Source organism: Aeromicrobium chenweiae (assembly GCF_003065605.1).
Taxonomy (GTDB): Bacteria; Actinomycetota; Actinomycetes; order Propionibacteriales; family Nocardioidaceae; genus Aeromicrobium; species Aeromicrobium chenweiae.
This window is the reverse complement of sequence record NZ_CP026952.1, coordinates 2142974-2166411: the sequence shown is the minus strand read 5'-3', so window position 1 is coordinate 2166411 and position 23438 is coordinate 2142974. Positions and strand designations below refer to the sequence as shown.

The following is a 23438-nucleotide window of genomic DNA, read 5'->3' as shown; positions in this document are numbered from 1 at the left end:
GTCCGAGCCTCACTTCCAGGGGAAAGTACTTGCGATGGCTGAACACGATCTGGTGCGTGCGCTCGACCTCGACATGACGCTCGACGACCTCGAGGACGGCGCGCTCGTCGAGCTGACCCGGCAGGGGAGCAACGAGGCGTACGCGGTGCTCTACGACCGGTACGTCTACAGCGCCCGGCGCCTGGCGCGTCACCTCGGTCAGCGAGAGGAGTCCGACGACGTCGTCGCGGACGCGTTCGCGCAGATCCTCGGGCTGCTGCAGCGTGGCAAGGGCCCGGACAGCGCGTTCCGCGCCTATTTGTTCACCGCGATCCGCCACGAGTGCGGCCGTCGCGCCAAGGCCGTCAAGCGGGTCGTGCCGACGGACGACGACACCGTCATCGACAGTGCGGTGCCGTTCGGGGCCGGCGACCTGGACGACTTCGAGAAGACCGCGGTCCGTGCCGCCTACGAGTCGCTGCCCGAGCGCTGGCGCACCGTCCTGTGGCACCTGGACGTCGAGGGCCGCAAGCCGAACGAGCTCGCCGACGCCCTGGGCCTGAAGCCCAACAGCGTGTCCGCGCTGGTGTACCGGGCCCGTGCGGGCCTGCGGGACGCCTACCTGCAGCAGCACGTCAGCGCGGACGACGAGTCCGGCGGCCGCAGCTGCCAGGTCGTCCGCGAGCACCTGGCCGCCGTGGTCCGGCGCACCGCCACCCGGCGCGAGCAGGAGAAGGTGCACGCGCACCTGGAGACCTGCGAGGCGTGCATGGCGGTCTACCTCGACCTGCAGGAGGTCAACCGCGAGGTCGGCGCGACCGGTGCGCCCGTCGCACTCGGTGTCGTCGCCGGCGGGGGCGTGGCCCTGGCCGTCTCGAGCGGAGCCACCGCCCAGCTCCTCGCCGCAGCCAAGGGGGCGCTCGTGGCCGTCGCCGCGCCGGCGACGGCGGCTGTCGCGACCGGTGCCGCGGTGCTCGCCGTGTCCGTGCCGTCGGGCTGGCCGTCGCAGCCGACGGCGACGGACGACCGCGCCGCCGCCGTCCCGACCCGTCCCGCTCCCGCCGGGGTGGGCGCCTCCCGTGCGGCGGCCGCGCCCACGGTCGACTCGGCCACGGTGCTCCCGCTCAGGGCACGGGTCGCGACCTCCGCGCGTGCCGTGGCCCCCGCGCCGGCGACGTCCGTCCCTGCGCCGAGCGGCGTCGCACCGACCGCGCCGTCGGTCGCACGGACCACGCCGTCAGTCGCGCCGTCCGTGCCTGCGACGGACGGCGCGAAGCCGGTGTCGTCGCCGGGTCTCGACGTCGGGGTGGCGAAGGTCGCAGCCGGCTCGCGGAGACTCGACGTCTCGGTCGGTCCCGTCGCGCTCTCCACGCAGGACGTCACCGACCGCCTCAGGGAGGCGGCGCCGAGGACGACACGGGTCCTCGAGACGGTCCTGGGCGTCGCGGGGGAGTAGCGCTCACTCCTCGCCGGTGCACGCGCTGAACGCGGCGCCGAACTCCTCGGTGTCCTGCAGCGGCGACACGTCGGGCTCCACGATCCTGCCGCCGGTCACCGCATACAGGGTGTCGTCGAAGATCACCAGGGTCGAGCCGTCCCGGCACGGTGTCTCGTCCTGCGGGCCGGGCTCGCCGTCCTGCACGCACTGCGCGTAGTCCTTGGGCAGGGTCGCGCCGGCCTTCCAGACGTCGGCACACGCCGGACCGCTGGGGGTCGGTGTCGTCCGGGTCGCGGACGGCTTCCCGGGCTTCTTCGTCTCGGTGTCACCGCCACGGGCGCCGTCGGACGACGAGTCGTCCCCGCCCGACGTGCAGCCGGCGAGCAGGAGGGCGGTCGCGGTCAGGATCACAAGTCGACGCATCCCTCGAGGGTAGTGCGGCTCAGCGGCTGCCGAACAGCAGGCGGAACGGCCGCGCCGCGAGCGTGAGCAGCGGGCGTCGACCGGCCAGGAACCCGATCGGGCCGCCTGGGGAGAACGACCAGCGTCCACGGGCGACCCCGAGCCGGATCCGGCCGCGGACGGGGGAGACCTGCAGCGTCCCGGCGCGGTCCTGGGCGATCCGGAACCCGAGGGGGACCCCGAAGGGCAGCCGTCGCACCCGTGGCACGTCCAGCGACCCGATGCCGTCGGCGTCGTACGACCGGTGCGGCACGACCGAGAAGTCCGCGAGCTCCTTGGGGATGGCCCACAGCTCACGTCCCCCGTCGCGGGACGCGGGGCTGTTGACCCAGATGTGGGTGATCGACACACGCGGTCGCCAGCCCTGGCGGACGAGCACGGTGGACATGATCTCGTCGTACGTCAACGGGCTCGGCTGCTCGTAGACGAAGAACGCCGCCGAGACGATGCCGCGCCCGAACAGGGTGATCGGCCGGGTCGCGGACGAGTGCGGCGCCGGCAGGTCCTTGACCGGCACCAGCCACACGCCGATGTACGCGTGGCCGTGCAGGTCCCACGGCTCGGCCGGGTACGCGTTCACGCCCACGTGAACGCCTCCGGCTGGAGGTGCTTGGTCGCCCGGGCGAACGGGCGTGTCGCCCCGGGCCAGTTGGACGTGATGCGTCCGGACGGGTGCCGGTACCAGTTGTCGCACGAGCTCCACACCGAGCTGTCGAGCTGGCTGGTCAGGTCGCGGTCGTACGCCCGCTCGGCCTCCTCGGTCACCTCGACGGTCCGGTAGCTGCCGGCCTCCATCCGGTCGACGACCTGGCGCATGTGCCGGGCCTGGGCCTCCAGCATGTAGATGATCGAGCCCCCGCCGAGGTTGGTGTTGGGGCCGTACGTGACGAGCAGGTTCGGGAAGCCGGGGACGTACATGCCGAGATAGGCGTGCGCGCCGTCGGTCCAGTGCGTCGCGAGCTTCTGTCCGCCCACGCCCGTGACGTCGATGGACTCCAGGAAGTCCTGGGCGTCGAATCCCGTCCCGTAGACGATCGCGTCGACCTCGTGCTCGGTCCCGGCGTCGTCCACCACGCCGGTGGTGGTGACCCGGGTGACGCCGTGGGTCACGACGTCGACGTTGGGCTGCGCGAGGGCGGGGTAGAACTCGTTGCTGAACAGGATCCGCTTGCAGCCGATGGGGTAGTCCGGGGTCAGCTTGGCCTTCAGGACCGGATCGGTGACGTGCTTGCCGAGGTGACGCATCGCGATGGCCTTGTTGATGCGGCCGACCTTCGACCTCTCGTCGAGACCGCGTGCGAACTGCTCCATGATCGCCCAGATGCCGCCGCGCTCGATGCGCTGCGTGACCGGTAGCGCCTTGAACAGGCCCCGGTGCCAGGCCTTGTAGGGCTTGTCCGGCTTGGGCATCAGGTAGTTCGCGGTGCGCTGGAAGACCACCAGCTGCTCGGCGTCCTTCGCCAGGTGGGGGACGAACTGGACCGCGCTGGCCCCGGCTCCGACCACGGCGACCCGCTTGCCGCTCGCGTCGAACGAGTGGTTCCACTCCGCGGAGTGGAATGAGGTGCCGGTGAAGGACTCGACGCCGTCGATCCCGGGCAGCTTGGGCCGGGAGAGCTGTCCGACGGCGCTGACGAGGAGGTCGACCGTCGAGGTGGTCCGGTCCGCGAACGTGACGACCCAGTGCGCCGCGTCCTCGTCCCACGCGGCCGCGACGACCTCGGCGCCGAAGCGCACGAGCGGGGTCACGCCGTGCTTGTCGGCGACCGCGCGGATGTACGCGTGGATCTCCTCCTGCAGGGCGTAGCGGCGGGTCCACTGCGAGTTGGGCTCGTACGAGTACGAGTACAGCGGCGACGGCACGTCGCAGCCCGCCCCGGGGTAGGTGTTGTCGCGCCAGACCCCGCCGACGTCGTGCGAGCGCTCCCACAGGCGCAGGTCCGTGTGCCCCGCGCGCTTGAGCTCGACGGCGACGGCGATGGCGCCGAAGCCGGATCCGATGATGCCGATCGAGGTCATGGGACTTCCTTCGTGGGAGCGTGGTCGTGGACGAACAGCAGGACGCTGTCGGTGAGCAGGTCGAGGGCCTCGTCGCGTGAGTACGTCTTGCGCTGCAGCCACTCGCGACAGACTGCCTTGGTCAGCGCCGCCATGGGTCGCAGACGGGCGCGCAGGTGCGGCGAGTCCGGCAGCCCGAGCGCGTCCAGCACGAGGCGCGCCGCGCGGTCGTCCGCCTCGTCCACGACGGCCTGCACGTCAGAGGCGCCGTGGAGGTTGGCCGCGCCGCTCGCGGCGACCCAGGCCTGCCCGTACGTCGTCGCGGCGTCGAGGATCCAGTCCATCGTGAGCCGGGCGCGCTCCTCGAGCGTGCGTCCGTCGTAGTCCGGGAGCGCCTGCGTCGGCATGAGGATCGAGCCGCGCATGACCTCGAGGAACAGCTCGCGCTTGTCGCCGAAGTAGTGGTTGATGAGGCCGCGGGCGACGCCGGCGGCCTCCGCGAGCTCGGCGGTGGACACGTCGTCGTACGCGCGGTCGGAGTACAGCACCCGGGCGGCGTCGATGATCTGCTGACGACGCTCGGCGGGCGCGAGACGCGAACGGGTGGTCACGACGGACAGTCTCGTCGGCTATTGGCAGAGTGTCAACAAGCCCGTAGGGTGTGAGCCATGACTCAGCGTGACTACGACGTGATCGTGATCGGATCCGGTTTCGGCGGCAGCGTGGCGGCCCTCCGGCTGACCGAGAAGGGCTACCGCGTCGGTGTCCTCGAGATGGGGCGCCGGTTCGCCGACGACGAGCTGCCGCAGACGTCGTGGCGCCTGAGCCGGTACATGTGGGCGCCCTGGGCGCGCTGCTTCGGCATCATGCGCCTGACGCTGCTCAAGGATGTCCTGATCGCCAGCGGCACCGGTGTCGGCGGCGGGTCGCTGGTCTACGCCAACACGCTCTACGAACCGCTGGACCCGTTCTACCGCGACCGCCAGTGGGCCCACATCACGGACTGGAAGGACGAGCTCGCGCCGCACTACGTGCAGGCCAAGAAGATGCTCGGCGTGTCCGCGTACCCCGGCACGACCCCGGCCGACGACCTCATGTCGACCCTGGCGAAGGAGTACGGGGTCGGCGACACGTTCCACGCCTCCGACGTGGGTGTGCTCTTCGGGGACGAGCCGGGCGTGGACGTCCCCGACCCGTTCTTCGGCGGCGCGGGTCCCGCGCGACGCACCTGCATCGACTGCGGAGCCTGCATGACCGGCTGCCGCCACAACGCCAAGAACACGACCGTGAAGAACTACCTGCACCTCGCCGAGGGCGCGGGAGCCGAGGTCCACCCGATGACGACCGTGACGGACGTCCGGCCGATCGCGTCCGCCACTGCGGGCGGCGCGCCCCGGTACGAGGTGCGCACCCAGCGCACCGGCAACCGGCTGCGTCGCGCGACGTTCACCGCGGACCAGGTCGTCTTCGCCGGCAACGCGCTCAACACCCAGAACCTCCTGCACCGGCTCAAGCGGCGCTCGCTCCCGCACCTGTCGGACCGCATCGGCGAGCTGAGCCGGACGAACTCCGAGGCCGTCCTCTCCGCGCGCTCCTCGGACCACGACGCCGACTACACGCCCGGCGTGGCGATCACGTCCTCGTTCCACCCCGACGAGCACACGCACGTCGAGCCGGTCCGGTACGGGCACGGCTCGAACGCGCTCGCGCTCATCAACATGGCCCTGCCGGACCGTCCCGGTCCCGGCGGACGGCTGCGCGCGGTGGTCCGCGGCTACCGGGTCCTGGGCCTGCGGGGTGCCCTGCGGGTGCACAAGCCACGGCGCTGGGCCGAGCAGTCGATCGTCGTGCTCGTGATGCAGTCGCTGGACAACTCGATCACGACCTACCTCAAGCGGGGGCCCTTCGGCCGCCGGATGACGAGCAAGCAGGGCGTCGGCGAGCCCAACCCGCCGTACATCCCGGTCGCGGACCGCGTCGCGCGGGACATCGCCGAGCGGATCGGCGGGCACCCCGGCAGCTCGATCGGTGAGCTCGCGGGCGTGCCGCTGACCGCTCACTTCCTGGGTGGCTGCGTCATCGGCGAGACTCGGGACGCGGGCGTCATCGACCCCTACCAGCGCGTCTTCGGGCACGAGGGGCTGCACATCTCCGACGGCTCGGCCATCACCGCGAACCTCGGGGTGAACCCGTCGCTGACGATCACCGCGCAGTCGGAGCGGGCGATGTCGCTGTGGCCCAACAAGGGCGAGGCCGATCCGCGCCCGGCGCTGGGCGCGCCGTACGTGCGGGTCGAGCCGGTCGCGCCCGTCCGACCGGCGGTGCCCGCGGGTGCGCCGGCGGCCCTGCTGCTGCCGATCCCGGTCGTCCCGCGCCGCTGACCCGGCCTCAGTCCTTCGGCAGCACGTAGCCGACGAGCCCGGACGACCGGGACATGACGTACGTCGAGGGATCCACCTCCTGGCCGCCGTCCTTGACGGTCGCGACGGTCATGGGCTTGTCGACGACCGTGCCGTCCGGGCTGCACTGCTCGATCATCGGGTCGCCGTAGCGGTCCCGGGACTCGTTCTTCCCACCGGCGGCGAATGCGATGACGTACTTGATGCCGACGGGCTTGCCCTCGCAGGCGAAGAGGTCGCCGGGTGCCATGGCGGCGGAGGTGCCGGTCCTGGCCTCGTAGAGACGCGGCCCCTTGGCGGTCGGCACGACAACCGTCCCAGGAGCGGTCATCAGGTCGACGCTCTTGCCGGTGACGAACGCTTCACCAGCGGCCTGGGCGACGGGTGCCGACCAGCGTGTCGTCCCGGTCGCGGGGTCGTAGCCCTGGACCGTCACGGAGACGTCGTCGGTCGTGCCGAACCTGCCCTTCTTGACCCGCTGGGTGCCCGAGACGGCACACCGCACGGGGTCGGCGGACGTCGCCTCCTCCTCGGTGTCCCCGCGCCAGCCGAAGCACGGCGCCATGACGCCGTCCTTGTGCCAAAGGACCTTGCCCGTGCTGCCGTCGAACGAGTTCTGCGACCACCAGGTCAGGTCGAAGTCGTACGCCTTGCCGGCCTCGGCGCGGTCGCGGACCGCCCGCGGCATGCCGAGGCCGATGAGGCCGGTGTAGCGGTCCGACTTCTCGTCCCACTGAATGGACCAGCCCATGTCGGTCGTGCGGTTCTTGCCTGCCAGCTTCTCCACGGGGCTCGTCCAGAGGGTCTTGCCGTCCCTCTCGACGCCGATCACCTCGCCGGGGCGGTCGTCGCTCGAGAACAGGCCCTTCCGCGCGATCTCGCGTCTGCCGGTCGACAGACCGCTGCGGTCTGCGCCGAGCCGCCCGGTCCCGAGGTCCACACGCAGGCTCTGATAGCCCCTTCCCGCGCCGTAGGAGGCACGAAGGCACGCGTCCACCTCGTCGCCGCACTCGTCCAGCGGGGTGGCGGCATACACGTTGCGGGTGCGGGACCGTTCCTTTCCGGTGGCCGGGTCGAGCACCACGATCGGTGTGAGCCAGTGGCCAGGATTGTCCAGGCTGAGCGGTCGCGGCGGCTCGAGCAGGACGACCGACTCGGTGCCGTCCTCGTCCTTGGCGATCACGGGCGAGAGCGCGTAGCCGGGGGCCTGGGCGCCGGGGCTGTACGGATGCTTCCAACGCACCGTCCCGGTCGCGGTGTCCACGCCGATGAGATCGAGCTCGTGCTGGCGGGCCTTCACGATCGCGACGGCGGTCCGGCCGACGACCTTTGGCTGGCCGAGCATCTTCCGCTCGACGGTCCAGGCGGGCTGCACCGCCGTCGCGTCGCGCTCGAGCCGCCGGGCCGCCGCCTTCGCCGCCCCGTCCTTGCCGTCGCCGTTGCCGTTGCCGTTGCCGTCGCCGTCGCCTGCGCCGTCATTGTCGTTGGCGGTGCACGCCGTCACGCTCAGCGCTGCCGCGACCAGGGCTCCGACGAGGGTCTTGTTCATGGAGACAACCTGCCACACAATGGCCGGTCAGTCGCCCCGGTGCAGGGGACTGCGGCATCAGGTCCCGCGACGGTGAGGTGTCAGGGGAGCGGGACGGTCAGCACGAACGCGCCACTGGGGCGGTCGTCGGTCGGCTCCTCGTAGGTCGCGTCGCCACCTTGGGCACGGGCGAGCTCACGGACGATGAACAGGCCAAGACCCGTGCCGCCGATCTCGTCGCCGGTCGCGAACCTGCCGAACAGCCGCGACCGGACGTCGGCCCGTACGCCGGAGCCGGAATCGATCACGCGGATCTCGGCGACACCGTCGTGTGCGCGGGCCTCGACCCGGATGGGGGCCTGGCCGTGCTTGAGGGCGTTGTCGAAGAGGTTGTCGACGGCCTGGGCCAGCCGGGCCGCGTCGGCCAGGACCAGGAGGTCGTCGGGGGAGTCGACGACGATCTCGTGGCCGCTGTCGTTGCGCGGGACCACGCCTGCGGCCGTCTGCAGGAGCGGCGTGAGAGCGATGGGCTCGCGATTGAGGCGCAGGGCGTTCGCGTCGAGGCGTGAGGCGGTGAGCAGGTCGGACAGCAGCCGCCGCATGCGGTCGGCGCTGGTCGTCATGCCGTCGAGCAGCGCGAGGCGCTCGGTCTCGCCGAGGGCCGACCAGTGCTTGGACAGCACGTCGGCTGAGCCGCCCAGCACCGTGGCGGGGGTCCGCAGCTCGTGAGCCGTCACGGCGAGGAACTGCGACTGGTCGGACGCCGCGTGCCGCAGCTGCATGTTGAGCGTCTCCAGCGCCTCGTTCGCGTCGGCGAGCGACTGGGCGGCGCGTTCCTGCTCCTGCTGCGCGAGGCGCTGCGCCGTCGTGTCGCGGGTGACCTTGGAGAAGCCCACGTGCTTGCCGATGTCGTTGAAGACCGCCGTGATGAGGACGTTGGCCCAAAAGCGCGATCCGTCCTTGCGGATGCGCCAGCCCTCCTCGCCGTAGCGGCCCTCGCGCAACGCGATCTCGAGCTCGTGCTCGGGGTGCTTGGAGTCCTGCAGCTCCTGCGGGTAGAAGACGCGGAAGTGCTGGCCGATGATCTCGTCGGCCCGGTAGCCCTTCGTGCGCTGCGCTCCGGCGTTCCAGCTGACCACGTGCCCGGTGGGGTCGAGCATGAAGATCGCATAGTCGCGGACGGCGTCGACGAGCAGCCGGAACCGCTCCTCGCTCTGGCGCAGCGACTCCTCGGACTCGAGCTTCGCGGTGACGTCCCGGGTGATCTTGGCGAAGCCCACGTGGGTGCCGCCGTCGTCGAACACCGCGGTGATGAGGACATTGGCCCAGAACCGGGTCCCGTCCTTGCGGATGCGCCAGCCCTCCTCGCTGTAGTGGCCGTCGCGCAGGGCGGCCTCCAGCTCGCGCTCGGGGTGCTTGGAGTCCTGCAGGTCCTGGCTGTAGAAGACGCGGAAGTGCTTGCCGATGATCTCGTCGGCGCGGTAGCCCTTGTTGCGCTCGGCGCCGGCGTTCCAGCTCACGACGTACCCCTGGGGGTCGAGCATGAAGATCGCGTAGTCCTCGATGGTCTCCACGAGCAGGCGGAAGCGCTCCTCACTGCGGCGCAGCTCGTCCTCGGCTGCGCGCTGCTCGGTGATGTCCTGCACCTGCAGGAACACGTACAGGGGCAGTCCGTCGCTGTCGCGGACCGGGGCCAGGGTCGCGAGCACCTTGCGCTCCCGCAGGCCGGACACGGCGTGCTCGACGCGGATGACGTCGACCTGCTTCTGCTGGATCTCTGCGAGCGCCTCGTCGAGGAGCTCGCCGTGGCCGGCCATGAGCGCGGCGTAGTCGACGCCGACGAGGTCCTCGTGGCGATGCTGGATGAGCTTGCCGAGGGCACGGTTCGCGCGCACGATGCCGCCGGAAAGCGTCAGCGTCGCCATGCCGATGGCGGCCTCGTCGAAGACCTCGCGGAACCGCTCGAGGTGCTCGTCGAGCACTGCGCGGTCGCCGGAGGGCCGCGTCCGGGTCGCGGGTGCGGCGACGGGCTGGCCCACGGGGGTGCCCTCGTGCACCTCCTGCAGTCGCCGGACCAGCTCGTCGAGGTCGGCGGACTTCTCCAGGAACGCCGCAGCGCCCATCGACCGAGCGACCTCGGCCAGGCCGTCGCCCTCGAAGCCGGTGAACACGACGACGCGCGTGCTCGGTGACACGGCGAGCACGCCGGGCAGCGCGTCGAGACCGTCCATGTCCGGCATCGACATGTCGATGAGCAGCAGGTCGGGACGGAAGCGGTGGGCCAGCTCGATCGCCTCGACGCCGCTCGAGCCGTCACCGACCACCTGGAAGGCGCCGGAGAGCCCGAGATGGGCGCGGACGAGCGCTCGGACTTCCGGTGCGTCATCGACGACGACGACAGTCGGCAGGCTCTGGTCCATAGGAACGAGGTTAGAGCCCCCGCAGGTCTCCTGCTGCACTGCGAGGCCGAAACATCGCGCCCGGGACCTCGCGATACCGTGGTCCGAACCAGTACGCGCCATCCGTAGGGCGCGTCGACACCGAACAGAGGTCACCCCGTGCCGGACATCCAGATCGCCGTCGACCAAGAGTCCCGATCCGTGGAGCAGGGCACGAAGGCCTGGCAGCTCTTCGCCGACACCCCCGAGGTCATCGCGGCGCGGGTCGACGGCCAGCTCAAGGACCTCGCGTACGAGCTCGCGGACGGCGACTCCGTCGAGCCGGTCGCGATCGACTCCAAGGACGGGCGCGACATCCTGCGCCACTCGACCGCTCACGTCATGGCGCAGGCCGTGCAGGAGCTGTTCCCGGAGGCCAAGCTCGGCATCGGCCCGCCGATCACCGACGGCTTCTACTACGACTTCGACGTGCCCGAGCCGTTCGTCCCCGAGGACCTCGCCAAGATCGAGTCCCGGATGAAGAAGATCGTCAAGGAAGGCCAGAAGTTCGATCGTCGGGAGATCACCGACGACGCAGCCCGCGAAGAGCTCGCCGACGAGCCGTACAAGCTCGAGCTGATCGGCCTCAAGTCCACCGCCGCCGACAAGGGCATGGAGAGTGCTGCCGAGGGAGCGAGCGTCGAGGTCGGCGAGGGCGGCCTGACGATCTACGACAACCTCAAGCGCGACGGATCCGTGGCCTGGAGCGACCTGTGCCGTGGCCCGCACCTGCCGACCACCAAGCGCATCCCGGCATTCAAGCTCATGCGCAGCGCCGCTGCGTACTGGCGCGGCGACGAGAAGAACAAGCAGCTGCAGCGCATTTATGGGTCGGCCTGGGAATCAAAAGAAGCCTTGGATGCCCATTTGCACCGCATCGAGGAGGCCCAGCGCCGCGACCACCGTCGCCTCGGCACCGAGCTCGACCTCTACAGCTTCCCCGACGAGATCGGCTCGGGCCTGCCGGTGTTCCACCCCCGGGGTGGTGTCATCAAGCGCGAGATGGAGGACTACGTCCGCCGCCGGCACATCGAGGAGGGCTTCGAGTACGTCGGCACCCCGCACATCGCCAAGGAGCAGCTGTTCTACACGTCGGGCCACCTGCCGTACTACGGCGAGGGGATGTTCCCGGCGTTGAAGGTCGACGGCGGCGACTACCGGCTCAAGGCCATGAACTGCCCCATGCACAACCTGATCTTCCGCTCGCGTCAGCGCTCGTACCGTGAGCTGCCGCTGCGGCTGTTCGAGTTCGGCCACGTGTACCGCAACGAGAAGTCGGGCGTCATCCACGGTCTGACCCGCGTGCGCGGCTTCGCGCAGGACGACTCGCACTCGTACGTCACCCCGGAGCAGGCGCCCGACGAGATCCGGCACCTGCTGAACTTCGTGCTGAGCCTGCTGCGCGACTTCGGCCTCGACGACTTCTACCTCGAGCTGTCGACCCGGGACGACTCCAAGCCGGACAAGTTCATCGGCTCGGACGAGGACTGGGAGCTGGCCACCAAGGTGCTCGAGGACGTGTGCCTCGAGAGCGGCCTGGAGCTCGTGCCCGATCCGGGTGGAGCGGCCTACTACGGCCCGAAGGTGTCGGTGCAGGCGCGCGACGCGATCGGCCGGTCGTGGCAGATGTCGACGATCCAGTACGACTTCAACCAGCCGTCGGCGGACCGGTTCAACCTCGAGTACGTCGCTGCTGACGGCACTCGCCAGCAGCCGGTCATGATCCACTCGGCCAAGTTCGGGTCGATCGAGCGCTTCATGGGTGTCCTCGTCGAGCACTACGCCGGCGCCTTCCCCCCGTGGCTCGCGCCCGTCCAGGTCGTCGGCATCCCCGTGGCCGAGCGGCACGCGGACTACCTCTACGAGCTCAAGGACCGGCTGAGCAAGCGGGGCATCCGCGTCGAGGTGGACGACTCCGACGAGCGCATGCAGAAGAAGATCCGCAACGCGCAGCTGCAGAAGGTGCCGTTCATGCTGATCGCGGGCGACAACGACGTCGAGGCCGACGCCGTGTCGTTCCGCTACCGCAGCGGCGAGCAGGAGAACGGCGTCGCCATCGACGACGCCGTCGCCCGCATCGTCGAGGCCATCGAGACCCGCGCGCAGGTCTGATCGGCGGCAGGGGCCCGTGCCGGGCACGTCGGTACGGGCCGCAGGCGAGCAGACGACTAGGCTGGTCGGCGTGACGGACGATCGCGACGTGCAGGACGGGGTGGGGGAGCCGGACGCCTTCGAACGCCTCTGGACACCCCACCGCATCGCCTACATCAAGGGTGAGAACAAGCCCCGGTCGTCGGACGAGGTGGACTGCCCCTTCTGCCGCATCCCGTCGCTGGACGACGCCGAGGGCCTCATCGTGCACCGGGGCGAGCACGCGTACGCGGTGCTGAACCTCTACCCGTACAACGCGGGGCACCTGCTGGTCTGCCCGTACCGCCACGTCGCGGACTACACGGAGCTGACCGAGGAGGAGACCGCCGAGGTCGCCTCGCTGACCAAGCAGGCGATGCGGGTCATGCGCACGGTCACCAGCCCGCAGGGATTCAACCTCGGCCTCAACCAGGGCCAGGTCGCGGGCGCCGGCATCGCGGCCCACCTGCACCAGCACGTCGTGCCCCGGTGGGGCGGCGACGCGAACTTCATGCCCGTGATCGGGCACACCAAGACCATCCCGCAGTTGCTGGGCGACACCCGCGAGATGCTCGCGGCAGCCTGGCCGAAGGAGTAGAAGACCACATGCTCGAACGCTTCCGCGGGTTCTGGACCAACGTCTGGTCTCCCGTCGCCAACCTGCTGCTCCGACTGGGCGTCACCCCCAACCAGGTGACGGTCGTCGGCACGATCGGCGTCAGTGCCGGTGCCCTGTGGTTCTTCCCCCGCGGCCAGTTCTTCGTGGGGGTCCTGGTCATCACGGCCTTCGTGTTCAGCGACATGATGGACGGCTACATGGCCCGCAAGCTGGGCACGCCGTCGAAGTGGGGCGCCTTCTTGGACTCGACGCTGGACCGGGTCGGGGACGCCGCGGTCTTCGGCGGGATCCTCATCTACTACACGACCTCCGACGCCGAGGCGGACCTCGGCGATCCGGACCTCTACCTCTACCTGAGCCTCGCGTGCCTGGTGCTGGGCAACCTCACGTCGTACGCGCGGGCGCGGGCGGAGTCGCTCGGCATGACGGCCAAGGGCGGCATCGCCGAGCGGTCCGACCGCCTGGTGGCGATCCTCGTCATGACGGGCCTGGCCGGGCTGTTCGACCTGCCGGTGCTGCGGGAGCTCACCTTGTGGGTGCTCGCGATCGCCAGCCTCATCACGGTGCTGCAGCGCATGCGGATCGTCTACAAGCAGGCCGTCGCCAGCCCCGAGCTGGGCGCCTGACCGCCGACGGCGCGGCGCTCAGCTCGTCTCGCGCTCCAGCAGGCTGATGAACTCGTCGGCCATCTCGAGCTGACGCGCGAGCCTCTGCCGGCGCTCGCCGGCGTCCGCGCGGACGTCCATCAGGTGCCGGCGGGAGTCGTCGCGAGCGGCCGCGGACGCGTCCGGGTCGCGGAGCGTCTCCAAGTCGGTCATCGCGGCCTTCATCTCGTCGAGGCTGAACCCGAGCGGCTTCATGCGCCGGATGACGAGGATCTTCTCGACGTCGTCCTCGGTGTACAGGCGGAACCCGCCGTCGGTGCGCCCGGAGGGGTGCAGGAGGCCCACCTCCTCCCAGTGGCGCAGGCTGCGCAGCGAGAGCTCGGTGCGTGCCGCCACCTCGCCGATGTGCATGGCCGCGGGGGAGTGCGGGGATGCTGCGTCGTTCATGCGCGGTGACCTCTCTCACGGGTGGACGGGGCAACTCTACCCTCACGTGAGGGTAGAGTTGTCGGGTGACCGACGAACGCCCCGTGCTCGAGCCCACCGTCCGCAACGCCCTCCGCTCACCCCGGCTGCTCCGCGTCGAGGTGCTGGCCGGGCTGGTCGTGGCGCTGGCGCTGATCCCCGAGGCGATCTCGTTCTCGATCATCGCGGGCGTCGACCCGCAGATCGGGCTGTTCGCGTCGTTCACGATGGCGGTCGCGATCTCGTTCCTCGGCGGCCGGCCGGCGATGATCTCCGCCGCGACGGGAGCGGTCGCGCTGGTCGTCGCGCCGGTGGTGCGCGACCACGGCTATGACTTCCTCGTCGCCACGGTCCTGCTCGGCGGCCTGATCCAGATCCTGCTGGCCGTGGCCGGCGTCGCGAAGCTGATGCGGTTCATCCCGCGCTCGGTCATGGTCGGCTTCGTCAACGCGCTCGCGATCCTCATCTTCGAGGCGCAGGTCGACCACCTCGTCGACGTGCCGTGGGCGGTCTACCCGATGATCGCGGTGGGCATCGCCGTGATCGTCGGGTTCCCCCGCATCAGCGCGGTCGTGCCCGCGCCGCTCGTCGCGATCGTCGCCCTGACGGCGTTCACGATCGTCGGGGCCGTCAACGTGCCGGACGTGGGGGACCAGGGCGACCTGCCCGACAGCCTGCCGTCCTGGTTCGTCCCCGACGTCCCGTTCGACCTGGAGACGCTGAAGATCATCGCTCCGTACGCCCTCGCGATGGCGCTGGTCGGCATCCTGGAGTCGCTGCTGACCGCGAAGCTGGTCGACGACATCACCGACACCCGCTCGGACAAGACCCGCGAGACGTGGGGCCAGGGTGCGGCCAACATCATCACCGGCTTCTTCGGCGGGATGGGCGGCTGCGCGATGATCGGCCAGACGATGATCAACGTGAAGGTGTCGGGCGCCCGGACCCGCCTGTCGACCTTCCTGGCCGGCGTCTTCCTGCTGGTCCTGGTCGTCGGGTTCGGCGACGTCGTGGCGCTCATCCCGATGGCGGCGCTCGTCGCGGTCATGGTCATGGTCTCGGTCGGCACGTTCGACTGGCACTCGATCCGGCCGTCGACCCTGCGCCGGATGCCACTGAGCGAGACGGCCGTCATGATCGTCACCGTGGTCGTCACGGTGCTCACCCACAACCTCGCGATCGGGGTCGTCGTCGGCGTCCTGACCGCGATGACGCTCTTCGCGCGGCGGGTCGCCCACCTGACCCAGACCGAGCGAACGATCGTCCAGGACGCCGACGGCTCGACCCGGGCGGTCTACGCCGTGACAGGCGAGCTGTTCTTCGCCTCGAGCAACGACCTCTACACGCAGTTCGACTACGCCGACGACCCCGAGCGCGTGGTCGTCGACCTGTCCGGCGCACACGTCTGGGACGCGTCGACGGTGGCATCACTCGACGCCATCACCGCCAAGTACGCCCGCCGCGGCAAGACGGTCGAGATCGTCGGTCTGGACGAGGCCAGCGCGCAGCGGCACGGACGGTTGACCGGCTCGCTCTGACCAATACATCGTCTATGTGACATCAACGTTGACACATACTGACGGTATGGGTGATGCTGGCGGTACCGCCGAGCACGAGGAGCCCCGATGTCCCTGACGACCGAACATCCCGCCGACGAGCTGCCCGACATCCCGGCCGACGTGTCGCCCGAGGCGTACGCCGAGATCCTCGGGGCGTTGTCCCGGGCCTCGGTCGAACGGCACTTCGACGCCTTCGTCGACGTGCCGTGGGAGGACCCCGAATTCACCGTGCGCCCGGACGACCCGCGATGGGTCCTGCCGGCCGACGTGGACGCGCTGGGCGCGCACCCGTGGTACCTCGCCCAACCGCTGGAGCGCCGGATCGCGATCGGGCAGTGGCGTCAGGCCAACATCCTCAAGGTCGGTCTGCAGTTCGAGAACATCCTGATCCGCGGGATCATGCAGTACGTCTTCACCCTGCCGAACAGCTCACCGGAGTACCGCTACCTCACGCACGAGGCCACCGAGGAGTGCCACCACACGCAGATGTTCCAGGAGACGGTCAACCGCATCGGCGCACCGGTCGAGGGGATGCCGTGGCTGATGCGTCGGGTCGCCGGCCTCCTGCCGTGGGCGGCGTCCGCGGCCCCGTTCGCGTTCTTCATCGGGGTGCTGGCCGGCGAGGAGCCCATCGACCACACCCAGAAGGCGATCCTGCGCAGCGGCAAGGACCTGCCGCCCGTCCTGTCGCGCATCATGGAGATCCACGTCGCGGAGGAGGCCCGGCACATCTCGTTCGCGCACCACTACGTCCGCCGCAACGCGCCGCGGCTCGGGCGGGTCGAGAAGCAGGTCATCTCCCTGCTCTTCCCGGTCATCATGCGCGTGCTGTGCGACGTCATCATGGTGCCCTCGAAGTCGTTCCGCCGGGAGTTCGGCATCCCGCGCAGCGTCATGAAGGACATCTACTGGCGGTCCCCGGAGTCGCGCACGCGCCTGCAGGACCTGTTCGGCGACGTGCGGATGCTCGCCGACCAGGCGGGGCTCCGCCGGAGCCGGACCGCACGCTGGATGTGGAAGCTGTGTCGTATCGACGGCCGTCCCTCCCGCTACCGCAGCGAGCCGCCGGTGGCCTTCGCCGGTCAGGGCTGAGGCATGACCCACGTCGTGACCCAGGCGTGCTGCGGCGACGCGTCGTGCGTCTTCGCGTGCCCCGTCAACGCGATCCATCCCACCCCCGACGAGCCCGACTTCGCCCTGGCGGAGATGCTCTACATCGACCCGGTGTCGTGCGTCGACTGCGGAGCGTGCGTCACCGCCTGTCCGGTGGGCGCGATCGCGCCCCAGGACAAGCTGGCCGAGTCGCAGCTGCCGTTCGTCGACATCAACGCGGTGTTCCACGACGCGCCTCGCGAGCACCCCCCACAGGCGCCGGTGCCGCAGGTGGTCGCGCGGACGTCCTCCGACGAGCTGCGGGTCGCCGTCGTGGGGTCCGGGCCCGCGGCCCTCTACGCGGCCGACGAGCTGCTCAAGCGTCCCGGCGTGCAGGTCACCGTCCTGGACCGTCTGCCGACGCCGCACGGGCTCGTGCGCTCGGGCGTCGCCCCGGACCACGCGAGCACCCGCTCGATCGACGGACTGTTCCGCCAGATCGAGGACCAGGACGGCTTCTCGTACGTGCTCGGCGTCGAGATCGGCACCGACGTCTCGCACGAGGAGCTCGCGGCCCACCACCACGCGGTCGTCTACGCGACGGGTGCCTCCCGGGACCGACCTCTCGGGATCCCGGGCGAGGACCTCGCAGGCAGCGACACCGCCACGGCGTTCGTGGCCTGGTACAACGGCCACCCGGACCACGCCGACCGGACCTTCGACCTCAGCGGCGAGCACGCGGTGATCGTCGGCAACGGGAACGTCGCGCTGGACGTCGCGCGGATCCTCGCCACCGACCCGGACCGGCTCGCCTCGACCGACATCGCGGACCATGCCCTGGACGAGCTGCGGGACAGCTCCGTGCGCGAGATCGTCCTTCTCGGCCGTCGTGGCGCCGCGCAGGCGGCGTTCACCCTGCCCGAGCTCGTGGGGCTGGTCGCGCGCGACGACATCGACGTCGTCGTGCAGGGCGACGACCTGACGGCGGACGTCCCCGACCCCATGACCCGCGAGAAGATCGCGGCGCTGAGGGCCGCGGCCTCCCGGCCGTCGCGGCCGGGCGCCCGCCGGATCGTGTTCCGCTTCGCCGCCTCGCCCGTCGAGCTGCGCGGCGACGGCCGGGTCGAGGACGTCCGGGTGTGCCGCAACGAGCTGGTCGAGACGGCGGGCGTCGTGACCCCCGTCCCGACCCGCGACGTCGAGGCCGTCCGCGCCGGTCTCGTGCTGCGCTCGATCGGCTACCGGGGCGTCCCCGTTCCCGGCCTGCCCTTCGACGAGACGCGCGGCATCATCAGCAACGAGTCCGGTCGTGTCGTGGGCATGCCCGGCACGTACGCGGTGGGCTGGATCAAGCGCGGGCCGAGCGGATTCATCGGGACCAACAGGTCGTGCGCGCAGGAGACGGTCGACCAGCTCGTCGCGGACGCCAACGCCGGGTTGCTCGCCGCGCCGGAGCGTGGGGAGGACGAGCTGCGCCGGCTCGTGCGCTCGCGGGTCCCCGCGATCGTCGGGATCGACGGTTGGCGGGCGATCGACCGCCACGAGCGCGCCGCGGGCGCGCGCGAGGGGCGGCCGCGCCGCAGGATGCGGCACGTGGCGCAGATGCTGGAGGTCGCCGGCACCGCTGGGGCGGTGCGCCGACGAGGCCGCATGTCGCTGTGGCGGTGACGCCCTGTCCAGGCATGCGTCCGTGATCGGACCGGGGCCCGAGCCGGAGTAGACTCGAGGCACCATTCCCGGGTGACATCACGAAGGACACTGCAGTGAGCAACGAAGCAACCACGGTCGGCACCTCCCGCGTCAAGCGCGGCATGGCGGAGATGCTCAAGGGCGGCGTGATCATGGACGTCGTCAACGCCGAGCAGGCCAAGATCGCCGAGGACGCCGGCGCCGTCGCCGTGATGGCGCTCGAGCGGGTCCCCGCCGACATCCGGTCGCAGGGCGGCGTCGCGCGCATGTCCGACCCCGACCTGATCGACGGCATCATCGAGCAGGTCTCGATCCCGGTCATGGCCAAGGCCCGCATCGGTCACTTCGTCGAGGCGCAGGTCCTGCAGTCCCTCGGCGTGGACTACATCGACGAGTCCGAGGTGCTGACCCCGGCCGACTACGCGAACCACATCGACAAGTGGAACTTCACGGTCCCCTTCGTGTGCGGCGCGACCAACCTGGGTGAGGCGCTGCGCCGCATCACCGAGGGCGCGGCGATGATCCGCTCCAAGGGCGAGGCCGGCACCGGCGACGTCTCCAACGCCACGATGCACATGCGCAAGATCGGCGGCGAGATCCGCCGCCTGCAGTCGCTGAACGAGGACGAGCTGTACGTCGCGGCCAAGGAGCTGCAGGCGCCGTTCGAGCTCGTCAAGGAGGTCGCGGAGGCCGGCAAGCTGCCCGTCGTGCTCTTCACCGCCGGCGGCATCGCGACCCCGGCCGACGCCGCCATGATGATGCAGCTGGGCGCCGAGGGCGTGTTCGTCGGCTCGGGCATCTTCAAGTCCGGCAACCCGGCCGAGCGGGCCGCCGCGGTCGTCAAGGCCACGACGTTCTTCGACGACCCGGACGTCATCGCCAAGGTCTCGCGCGGTCTGGGCGAGGCGATGGTCGGCATCAACGTCGACGAGATCCCCGAGCCGCACCGCCTGGCCGAGCGCGGCTGGTAGGTCCCGCTCTGCCCACCACGGACGCCCCGGCCCTCGGTCGGGGCGTTCGCGTATTCTCCTGCGGTGCCAGATCGTGTCGCGCAAATTTCACGCTCCCGGAGTAGTCTTTTGCAGGTCGGCGCGTGAGAGGTATGGGAGTGCCTCATATCGCGTGCCGGCTCAAGAGGGAGCTCGACTCGTCGGACGCCTGGCGTCCTTGACGGGTCACTCACTCCGCTGGACCCGATCGGGAGGGAATTTCCGAGAGGGAGCGGCGGCGGTGGCGTATCCCCTGGAGACTCGTCTCTCACGCCGCCGCCGTCGTCACGCGGACGCCCTCAGTAGGCTGGCAGGGTGTCTTCCCCCTCCATCGGTGTCTTCGCCCTGCAGGGCGACGTCCGCGAGCACCTCGCCGTCCTGACCGACCTCGGCGTCGACGCGTTCGGCGTCCGTCGTCCCGAGGAGCTCGCCAGGTGCGACGCCCTCGTCCTGCCCGGCGGCGAGTCCACCACGATGTACAAGCTCGCGCGGACGTTCGAGCTGTTCGAGCCCCTCGTCGACCGCATCCGAACTGGCATGCCGACCTTCGGCACGTGCGCCGGGATGATCATGCTGGCCGACCGCATCGAGGACGGCACCGAGGGCCAGGAGACCCTCGGCGGCCTCGACATCACGGTGCGCCGCAACGCCTTCGGTCGGCAGGTCGACTCGTTCGAGGGACACATCGCGTTCGACGGGTTCGAGGACCCCGTGCACGCGGTCTTCATCCGCGCGCCGTGGGTCGAGGACCTCGGCGAGGAGGTCGAGGCGCTTGCCACCGTCCCGGCAGGCCCGGCAGCCGGTAGAATCGTCGCGGTCCGTCAGGGCAGCCTGATGGCGACCTCGTTCCACCCGGAGGTGGGGAGCGACGATCGCATTCACCGCTACTTCGTGGACCTCGTCAAGCAGTCGTAGACCACCGTCAGCCGTACGTAAGGGGCAGCGCCATGTCAGGCCATTCCAAGTGGGCGACCACGAAGCACAAGAAGGCCATCGTCGACGCCAAGCGCGGCAAGATGTTCGCCAAGATGGTCAAGAACATCGAGGTCGCGGCGCGCATCGGCGGTCCTGACCCCGACGGCAACCCCACGCTCTACGACGCGATCCAGAAGGCGCGCAAGTCCTCGGTGCCGAAGGACCACATCGACCGCGCGGTCAAGCGCGGCGGCGGCGTGGGCGACGACGCGGTCGACTACACGACGATCATGTACGAGGGGTACGCCCCGGGCGGCGTCGCGCTGCTGGTCGAGTGCCTCACCGACAACCGCAACCGGGCAGCGATGGAGGTGCGCACCGCGATGACCCGCAACGGCGGCACCATGGCCGATCCGGGCTCGGTGTCGTACATGTTCAACCGCAAGGGCGTCATCATCGTCCCGCAGGAGCAGGAGGGCGGCCCGACGAACGAGGACGACGTGCTGCTCGCGGTGCTCGACGCCGGCGCCGAGGAGGTCAACGACCTCGACGGCTCGTTCGAGGTCATCTGCGAGCCTACCGATTTGGTGGCCGTGCGCACCGCGCTGCAGGACGCCGGTCTCGACTACGACTCGGCCGACGCCTCGTTCGTGCCGTCCATGACCGTCGACGTCGACGTGGATGCAGCGACCAAGATCATGAAGCTCATCGACGCGCTGGAGGACTGCGACGACGTCCAGAACGTCTTCGCGAACTTCGACGCCTCCGACGAGGTCATGGCCCAGGTCGAGTGACGCCCGTGCGGCCCGCTCGCGGCGCGTCGCCATCGGCATGACGGGGGAGCCGTCTAGGCTGTCGAACATGCGTTCTACTGCTGCGGCCGGGGTCTTCTCATGAGGGTCCTGGGCATCGATCCGGGCCTCACCCGCTGCGGGGTCGGCGTCGTCGACGGCACGGTGGGCCGTCCGCTGACGATGGTGCACGTCGGTGTCTACCGCACGCCCGCCGACCTCGACATCGCCCGTCGCCTGCACCGCCTCGAGCAGATGGTGGAGGCGGGCGTGCTCGAGCACCGTCCCGACGTCGTCGCGGTGGAGCGGGTCTTCAGCCAGAACAACGTCCGCACGGTCATGGGCACCGCCCAGGCCAGCGGCGTCGCGATGCTGGTCGCGGCCCGCCACGGCATCCCCGTCCACCTGCACACGCCGAGCGAGGTCAAGGCGTCGGTCACCGGCAGCGGCCGCGCAGACAAGGCGCAGGTGACCCAGATGGTGACCCGGCTGTTGCGGCTGACCGAGGCGCCCAAGCCCGCCGACGCCGCTGACGCGCTGGCCATCGCGATCTGCCACATCTGGCGCGGTGGCGCCCAGAACCGGCTCGAGCTCGCCGTCGCTGCCGCCGCCCGCGCCACCCCCACGAGGAGTCCCCGATGATCGCCCACGTCCGCGGCCCGGTCGCCGCCGTCACGCTCACCTCCGCCGTCATCGACGTCGGGGGAGTCGGCATGCAGGTCATGTGCACGCCCGGCACGATCGCGAGCCTGCGCATCGGCACCGAGGTGCAGCTGTCGACCTCGATGGTGGTGCGGGAGGACTCGCTGACCATCTTCGGCTTCTCGAACGCCGACGAGCGCGACATGTTCGAGCTGGTGCAGACCGCCAGCGGTGTCGGTCCCAAGGTCGCGCAGGCCATGCTCGCGGTGCTCGACCCCGACCGGCTGCGTCAGGCCATCGGCCAGGGCGACCTCGCGACCCTCACCTCGGTCCCCGGCATCGGCCGCAAGGGCGCCGAGCGCATCGTCGTGGAGCTCAAGGACCGGGTCGGGGTCACCACCACGGTCGCCGCCGGCGCGCCCGCGTGGCGCTCCCAGGTGCACGAGGCGCTGCTCGGCCTCGGCTGGTCCACCCGCGACGCCGACGCGGCCCTCGAGCGGGTGTCGGCGGACCTGCCGGCCGGGACCGAGCCCGACGTGTCGTCCGTGCTGCGCGACGCCCTCCGCACGCTCGCGAAGTCCCGCTGATGCACGACGACACCGACATGTACGGCGACGACGACGCATTCGAGGCGATCGTGGCCGAGGCGCGCCCCGAGGACCGCGCGTTCGAGGCCGCGCTGCGCCCCCGGACGCTGGACGAGCTCGTCGGCCAGGAGCGCGTGCGCGAGCAGCTCTCGCTCATGCTCGAGGCGGCGATGGGTCGCGGGCGCACGCCCGACCACGTCCTGCTGTCCGGTCCGCCCGGGCTGGGCAAGACGACGATCGCGATGATCATCGCGACCCAGCTCTCCGCGCCGCTGCGCATCACCAGCGGTCCGGCGATCCAGCACGCCGGCGACCTGGCCGCGATCTTGTCGGGCATCAACGAGGGCGACGTCCTGTTCATCGACGAGATCCACCGGATGTCCCGGCCCGCCGAGGAGCTGCTCTACATGGCGATGGAGGACTTCCGGGTCGACGTCATCGTCGGCAAGGGCCCCGGCGCCACCGCGATCCCGCTGGAGATCCCGCCCTTCACGGTGGTCGGTGCGACGACCCGCGCGGGCCTGCTGCCCAGCCCCCTGCGCGATCGGTTCGGCTTCACCGCGCAGCTCGACTACTACGACCCCGAGGAGCTGCACCGCATCGTGGTGCGGTCCGCCGGGCTGCTCGGCCTCGACGTGACCGACGAGGGCGGGCGGGAGATCGCGTCGCGCTCGCGCGGCACCCCCCGCATCGCGAACCGGCTGCTGCGCCGCGTCCGCGACTTCGCCGAGGTCCGGGCCGGGGGAGTGGTCGACCACGACGTGGCCCGCGACGCGCTCTCGCTCTACGAGGTCGACGAGCTCGGCCTGGACCGCCTCGACCGCGCGGTGCTCGACGCGCTGTGCCGCAGCTTCGGCGGCGGACCGGTCGGCGTCTCGACCCTCGCGGTCGCGGTCGGCGAGGAGCGCGAGACCGTCGAGGAGCTCGCCGAGCCGTTCCTCGTCCGCCTGGGGTTCCTCGCCCGGACGCCTCGCGGCCGCGTCGCGACGGCCGCGGCGTGGCGCCACCTGGGGCTCACGGTGCCCGCCGGGCTCGACCAGCTGCCACTGCCCGACGACTCGCCGTAGACGCCACATCGTGAGGCGCGCGGATCCGCGACGGTTGCCGGGCTAA

The 23438-nt window shown here is 70.7% G+C and carries 21 protein-coding genes; 14 read left to right on the top strand and 7 right to left on the bottom strand.

Going from position 1 to position 23438, the window contains the following annotated elements; genetic code table 11:
• The first annotated feature begins 34 nt into the window (after positions 1 to 34).
• On the top strand, positions 35 to 1435 hold the full coding sequence (locus C3E78_RS10460) for a sigma-70 family RNA polymerase sigma factor (RefSeq protein WP_108578232.1): 1401 nt from the start codon (positions 35 to 37) through the stop codon (positions 1433 to 1435).
• Positions 1436 to 1438: 3 nt separating this feature from the next.
• Here the strand turns inward: C3E78_RS10460 and C3E78_RS10455 are convergent, their stop codons facing one another.
• From C3E78_RS10455 to C3E78_RS10440, 4 genes are read right to left on the bottom strand one after another with little or no spacing between them, the layout of a single operon-like run.
• Positions 1439 to 1840 carry a hypothetical protein gene (locus C3E78_RS10455; protein ID WP_135804782.1) on the bottom strand — a complete coding sequence of 134 codons (402 nt, stop codon included), beginning with the start codon at positions 1838 to 1840 and terminating at the stop codon, positions 1439 to 1441.
• 19 nt (positions 1841 to 1859) lie between these two features.
• On the bottom strand, positions 1860 to 2465 hold the full coding sequence (locus tag C3E78_RS10450) for an acetoacetate decarboxylase family protein (RefSeq protein ID WP_108578230.1): 606 nt from the start codon (positions 2463 to 2465) through the stop codon (positions 1860 to 1862).
• Complete coding sequence (locus C3E78_RS10445; RefSeq protein ID WP_108578229.1) at positions 2456 to 3898, bottom strand: flavin-containing monooxygenase; 1443 nt, start codon at positions 3896 to 3898, stop codon at positions 2456 to 2458. Before C3E78_RS10445 ends, C3E78_RS10450 begins: the two co-directional genes overlap by 10 nt.
• Positions 3895 to 4488 carry a TetR/AcrR family transcriptional regulator gene (locus C3E78_RS10440; RefSeq protein ID WP_108578228.1) on the bottom strand — a complete coding sequence of 198 codons (594 nt, stop codon included), beginning with the start codon at positions 4486 to 4488 and terminating at the stop codon, positions 3895 to 3897. Before C3E78_RS10440 ends, C3E78_RS10445 begins: the two co-directional genes overlap by 4 nt.
• 57 nt (positions 4489 to 4545) lie before the next feature.
• Here C3E78_RS10440 and C3E78_RS10435 point away from each other — a divergent pair, with 57 nt between their 5' ends.
• Entirely contained in the window at positions 4546 to 6258 is a 1713-nt protein-coding gene (locus tag C3E78_RS10435; RefSeq protein ID WP_108578227.1) for an FAD-dependent oxidoreductase, read from the top strand.
• A 7-nt stretch (positions 6259 to 6265) separates the two neighbouring features.
• Here C3E78_RS10435 and C3E78_RS10430 read toward each other — a convergent pair whose 3' ends face one another.
• Together C3E78_RS10430 and C3E78_RS10425 are read right to left on the bottom strand one after the other, a co-directional pair.
• Positions 6266 to 7825, bottom strand: a complete 1560-nt coding sequence (locus C3E78_RS10430; RefSeq protein WP_108578226.1) for a hypothetical protein — start codon at positions 7823 to 7825, stop codon at positions 6266 to 6268.
• An 80-nt stretch (positions 7826 to 7905) separates the two neighbouring features.
• On the bottom strand, positions 7906 to 10224 hold the full coding sequence (locus C3E78_RS10425; protein ID WP_159085866.1) for a PAS domain S-box protein: 2319 nt from the start codon (positions 10222 to 10224) through the stop codon (positions 7906 to 7908).
• 138 nt (positions 10225 to 10362) lie between these two features.
• Between C3E78_RS10425 and thrS the strand changes: the two genes are divergently transcribed.
• From thrS to pgsA, 3 genes are all read left to right on the top strand, one after another.
• A complete protein-coding gene (thrS, locus tag C3E78_RS10420; RefSeq protein ID WP_108578224.1) occupies positions 10363 to 12354 on the top strand; it encodes a threonine--tRNA ligase in 1992 nt (663 codons plus the stop codon).
• A 70-nt stretch (positions 12355 to 12424) separates the two neighbouring features.
• Positions 12425 to 12970 (top strand): HIT family protein, encoded by a 546-nt coding sequence (locus C3E78_RS10415; RefSeq protein WP_108578223.1) that lies wholly within the window; start codon positions 12425 to 12427, stop codon positions 12968 to 12970.
• A gap of 8 nt (positions 12971 to 12978) precedes the next feature.
• A complete protein-coding gene (pgsA, locus tag C3E78_RS10410; RefSeq protein WP_108578222.1) occupies positions 12979 to 13617 on the top strand; it encodes a phosphatidylinositol phosphate synthase in 639 nt (212 codons plus the stop codon).
• 18 nt (positions 13618 to 13635) lie between these two features.
• Here the strand turns inward: pgsA and C3E78_RS10405 are convergent, their stop codons facing one another.
• Positions 13636 to 14043, bottom strand: a complete 408-nt coding sequence (locus tag C3E78_RS10405) for a MerR family transcriptional regulator (protein WP_108578221.1) — start codon at positions 14041 to 14043, stop codon at positions 13636 to 13638.
• 65 nt (positions 14044 to 14108) lie between these two features.
• On the opposite strand from C3E78_RS10405, the gene C3E78_RS10400 reads away from it, so the two are divergent.
• The 9 genes from C3E78_RS10400 to ruvB all read left to right on the top strand — a co-directional run bounded on the left by C3E78_RS10400 (position 14109) and on the right by ruvB (position 23392).
• Entirely contained in the window at positions 14109 to 15599 is a 1491-nt protein-coding gene (locus C3E78_RS10400; protein WP_108578220.1) for a SulP family inorganic anion transporter, read from the top strand.
• 87 nt (positions 15600 to 15686) lie between these two features.
• Entirely contained in the window at positions 15687 to 16712 is a 1026-nt protein-coding gene (locus C3E78_RS10395) for an AurF N-oxygenase family protein (protein WP_108578219.1), read from the top strand.
• 3 nt (positions 16713 to 16715) lie between these two features.
• The gene (locus C3E78_RS10390; protein ID WP_108578218.1) at positions 16716 to 18380 is read left to right on the top strand and encodes an FAD-dependent oxidoreductase; all 1665 of its coding nucleotides are present in this window, start codon (positions 16716 to 16718) and stop codon (positions 18378 to 18380) included.
• Positions 18381 to 18475: 95 nt separating this feature from the next.
• The gene (gene pdxS / locus C3E78_RS10385) at positions 18476 to 19372 is read left to right on the top strand and encodes a pyridoxal 5'-phosphate synthase lyase subunit PdxS (protein ID WP_268916147.1); all 897 of its coding nucleotides are present in this window, start codon (positions 18476 to 18478) and stop codon (positions 19370 to 19372) included.
• Between the two features lie 333 nt (positions 19373 to 19705).
• Complete coding sequence (pdxT, locus tag C3E78_RS10380; protein ID WP_108578216.1) at positions 19706 to 20305, top strand: pyridoxal 5'-phosphate synthase glutaminase subunit PdxT; 600 nt, start codon at positions 19706 to 19708, stop codon at positions 20303 to 20305.
• A 32-nt stretch (positions 20306 to 20337) separates the two neighbouring features.
• Positions 20338 to 21099, top strand: a complete 762-nt coding sequence (locus C3E78_RS10375) for a YebC/PmpR family DNA-binding transcriptional regulator (protein WP_108578215.1) — start codon at positions 20338 to 20340, stop codon at positions 21097 to 21099.
• 108 nt (positions 21100 to 21207) lie between these two features.
• The gene (ruvC, locus tag C3E78_RS10370; RefSeq protein WP_199907024.1) at positions 21208 to 21738 is read left to right on the top strand and encodes a crossover junction endodeoxyribonuclease RuvC; all 531 of its coding nucleotides are present in this window, start codon (positions 21208 to 21210) and stop codon (positions 21736 to 21738) included.
• Positions 21735 to 22325: a Holliday junction branch migration protein RuvA gene (gene ruvA, locus C3E78_RS10365; RefSeq protein ID WP_108578213.1), complete on the top strand. Its 591-nt coding sequence runs from the start codon at positions 21735 to 21737 to the stop codon at positions 22323 to 22325. Before ruvC ends, ruvA begins: the two co-directional genes overlap by 4 nt.
• A gap of 17 nt (positions 22326 to 22342) precedes the next feature.
• Entirely contained in the window at positions 22343 to 23392 is a 1050-nt protein-coding gene (gene ruvB, locus C3E78_RS10360; protein ID WP_108580852.1) for a Holliday junction branch migration DNA helicase RuvB, read from the top strand.
• Positions 23393 to 23438 lie beyond the last annotated feature (46 nt).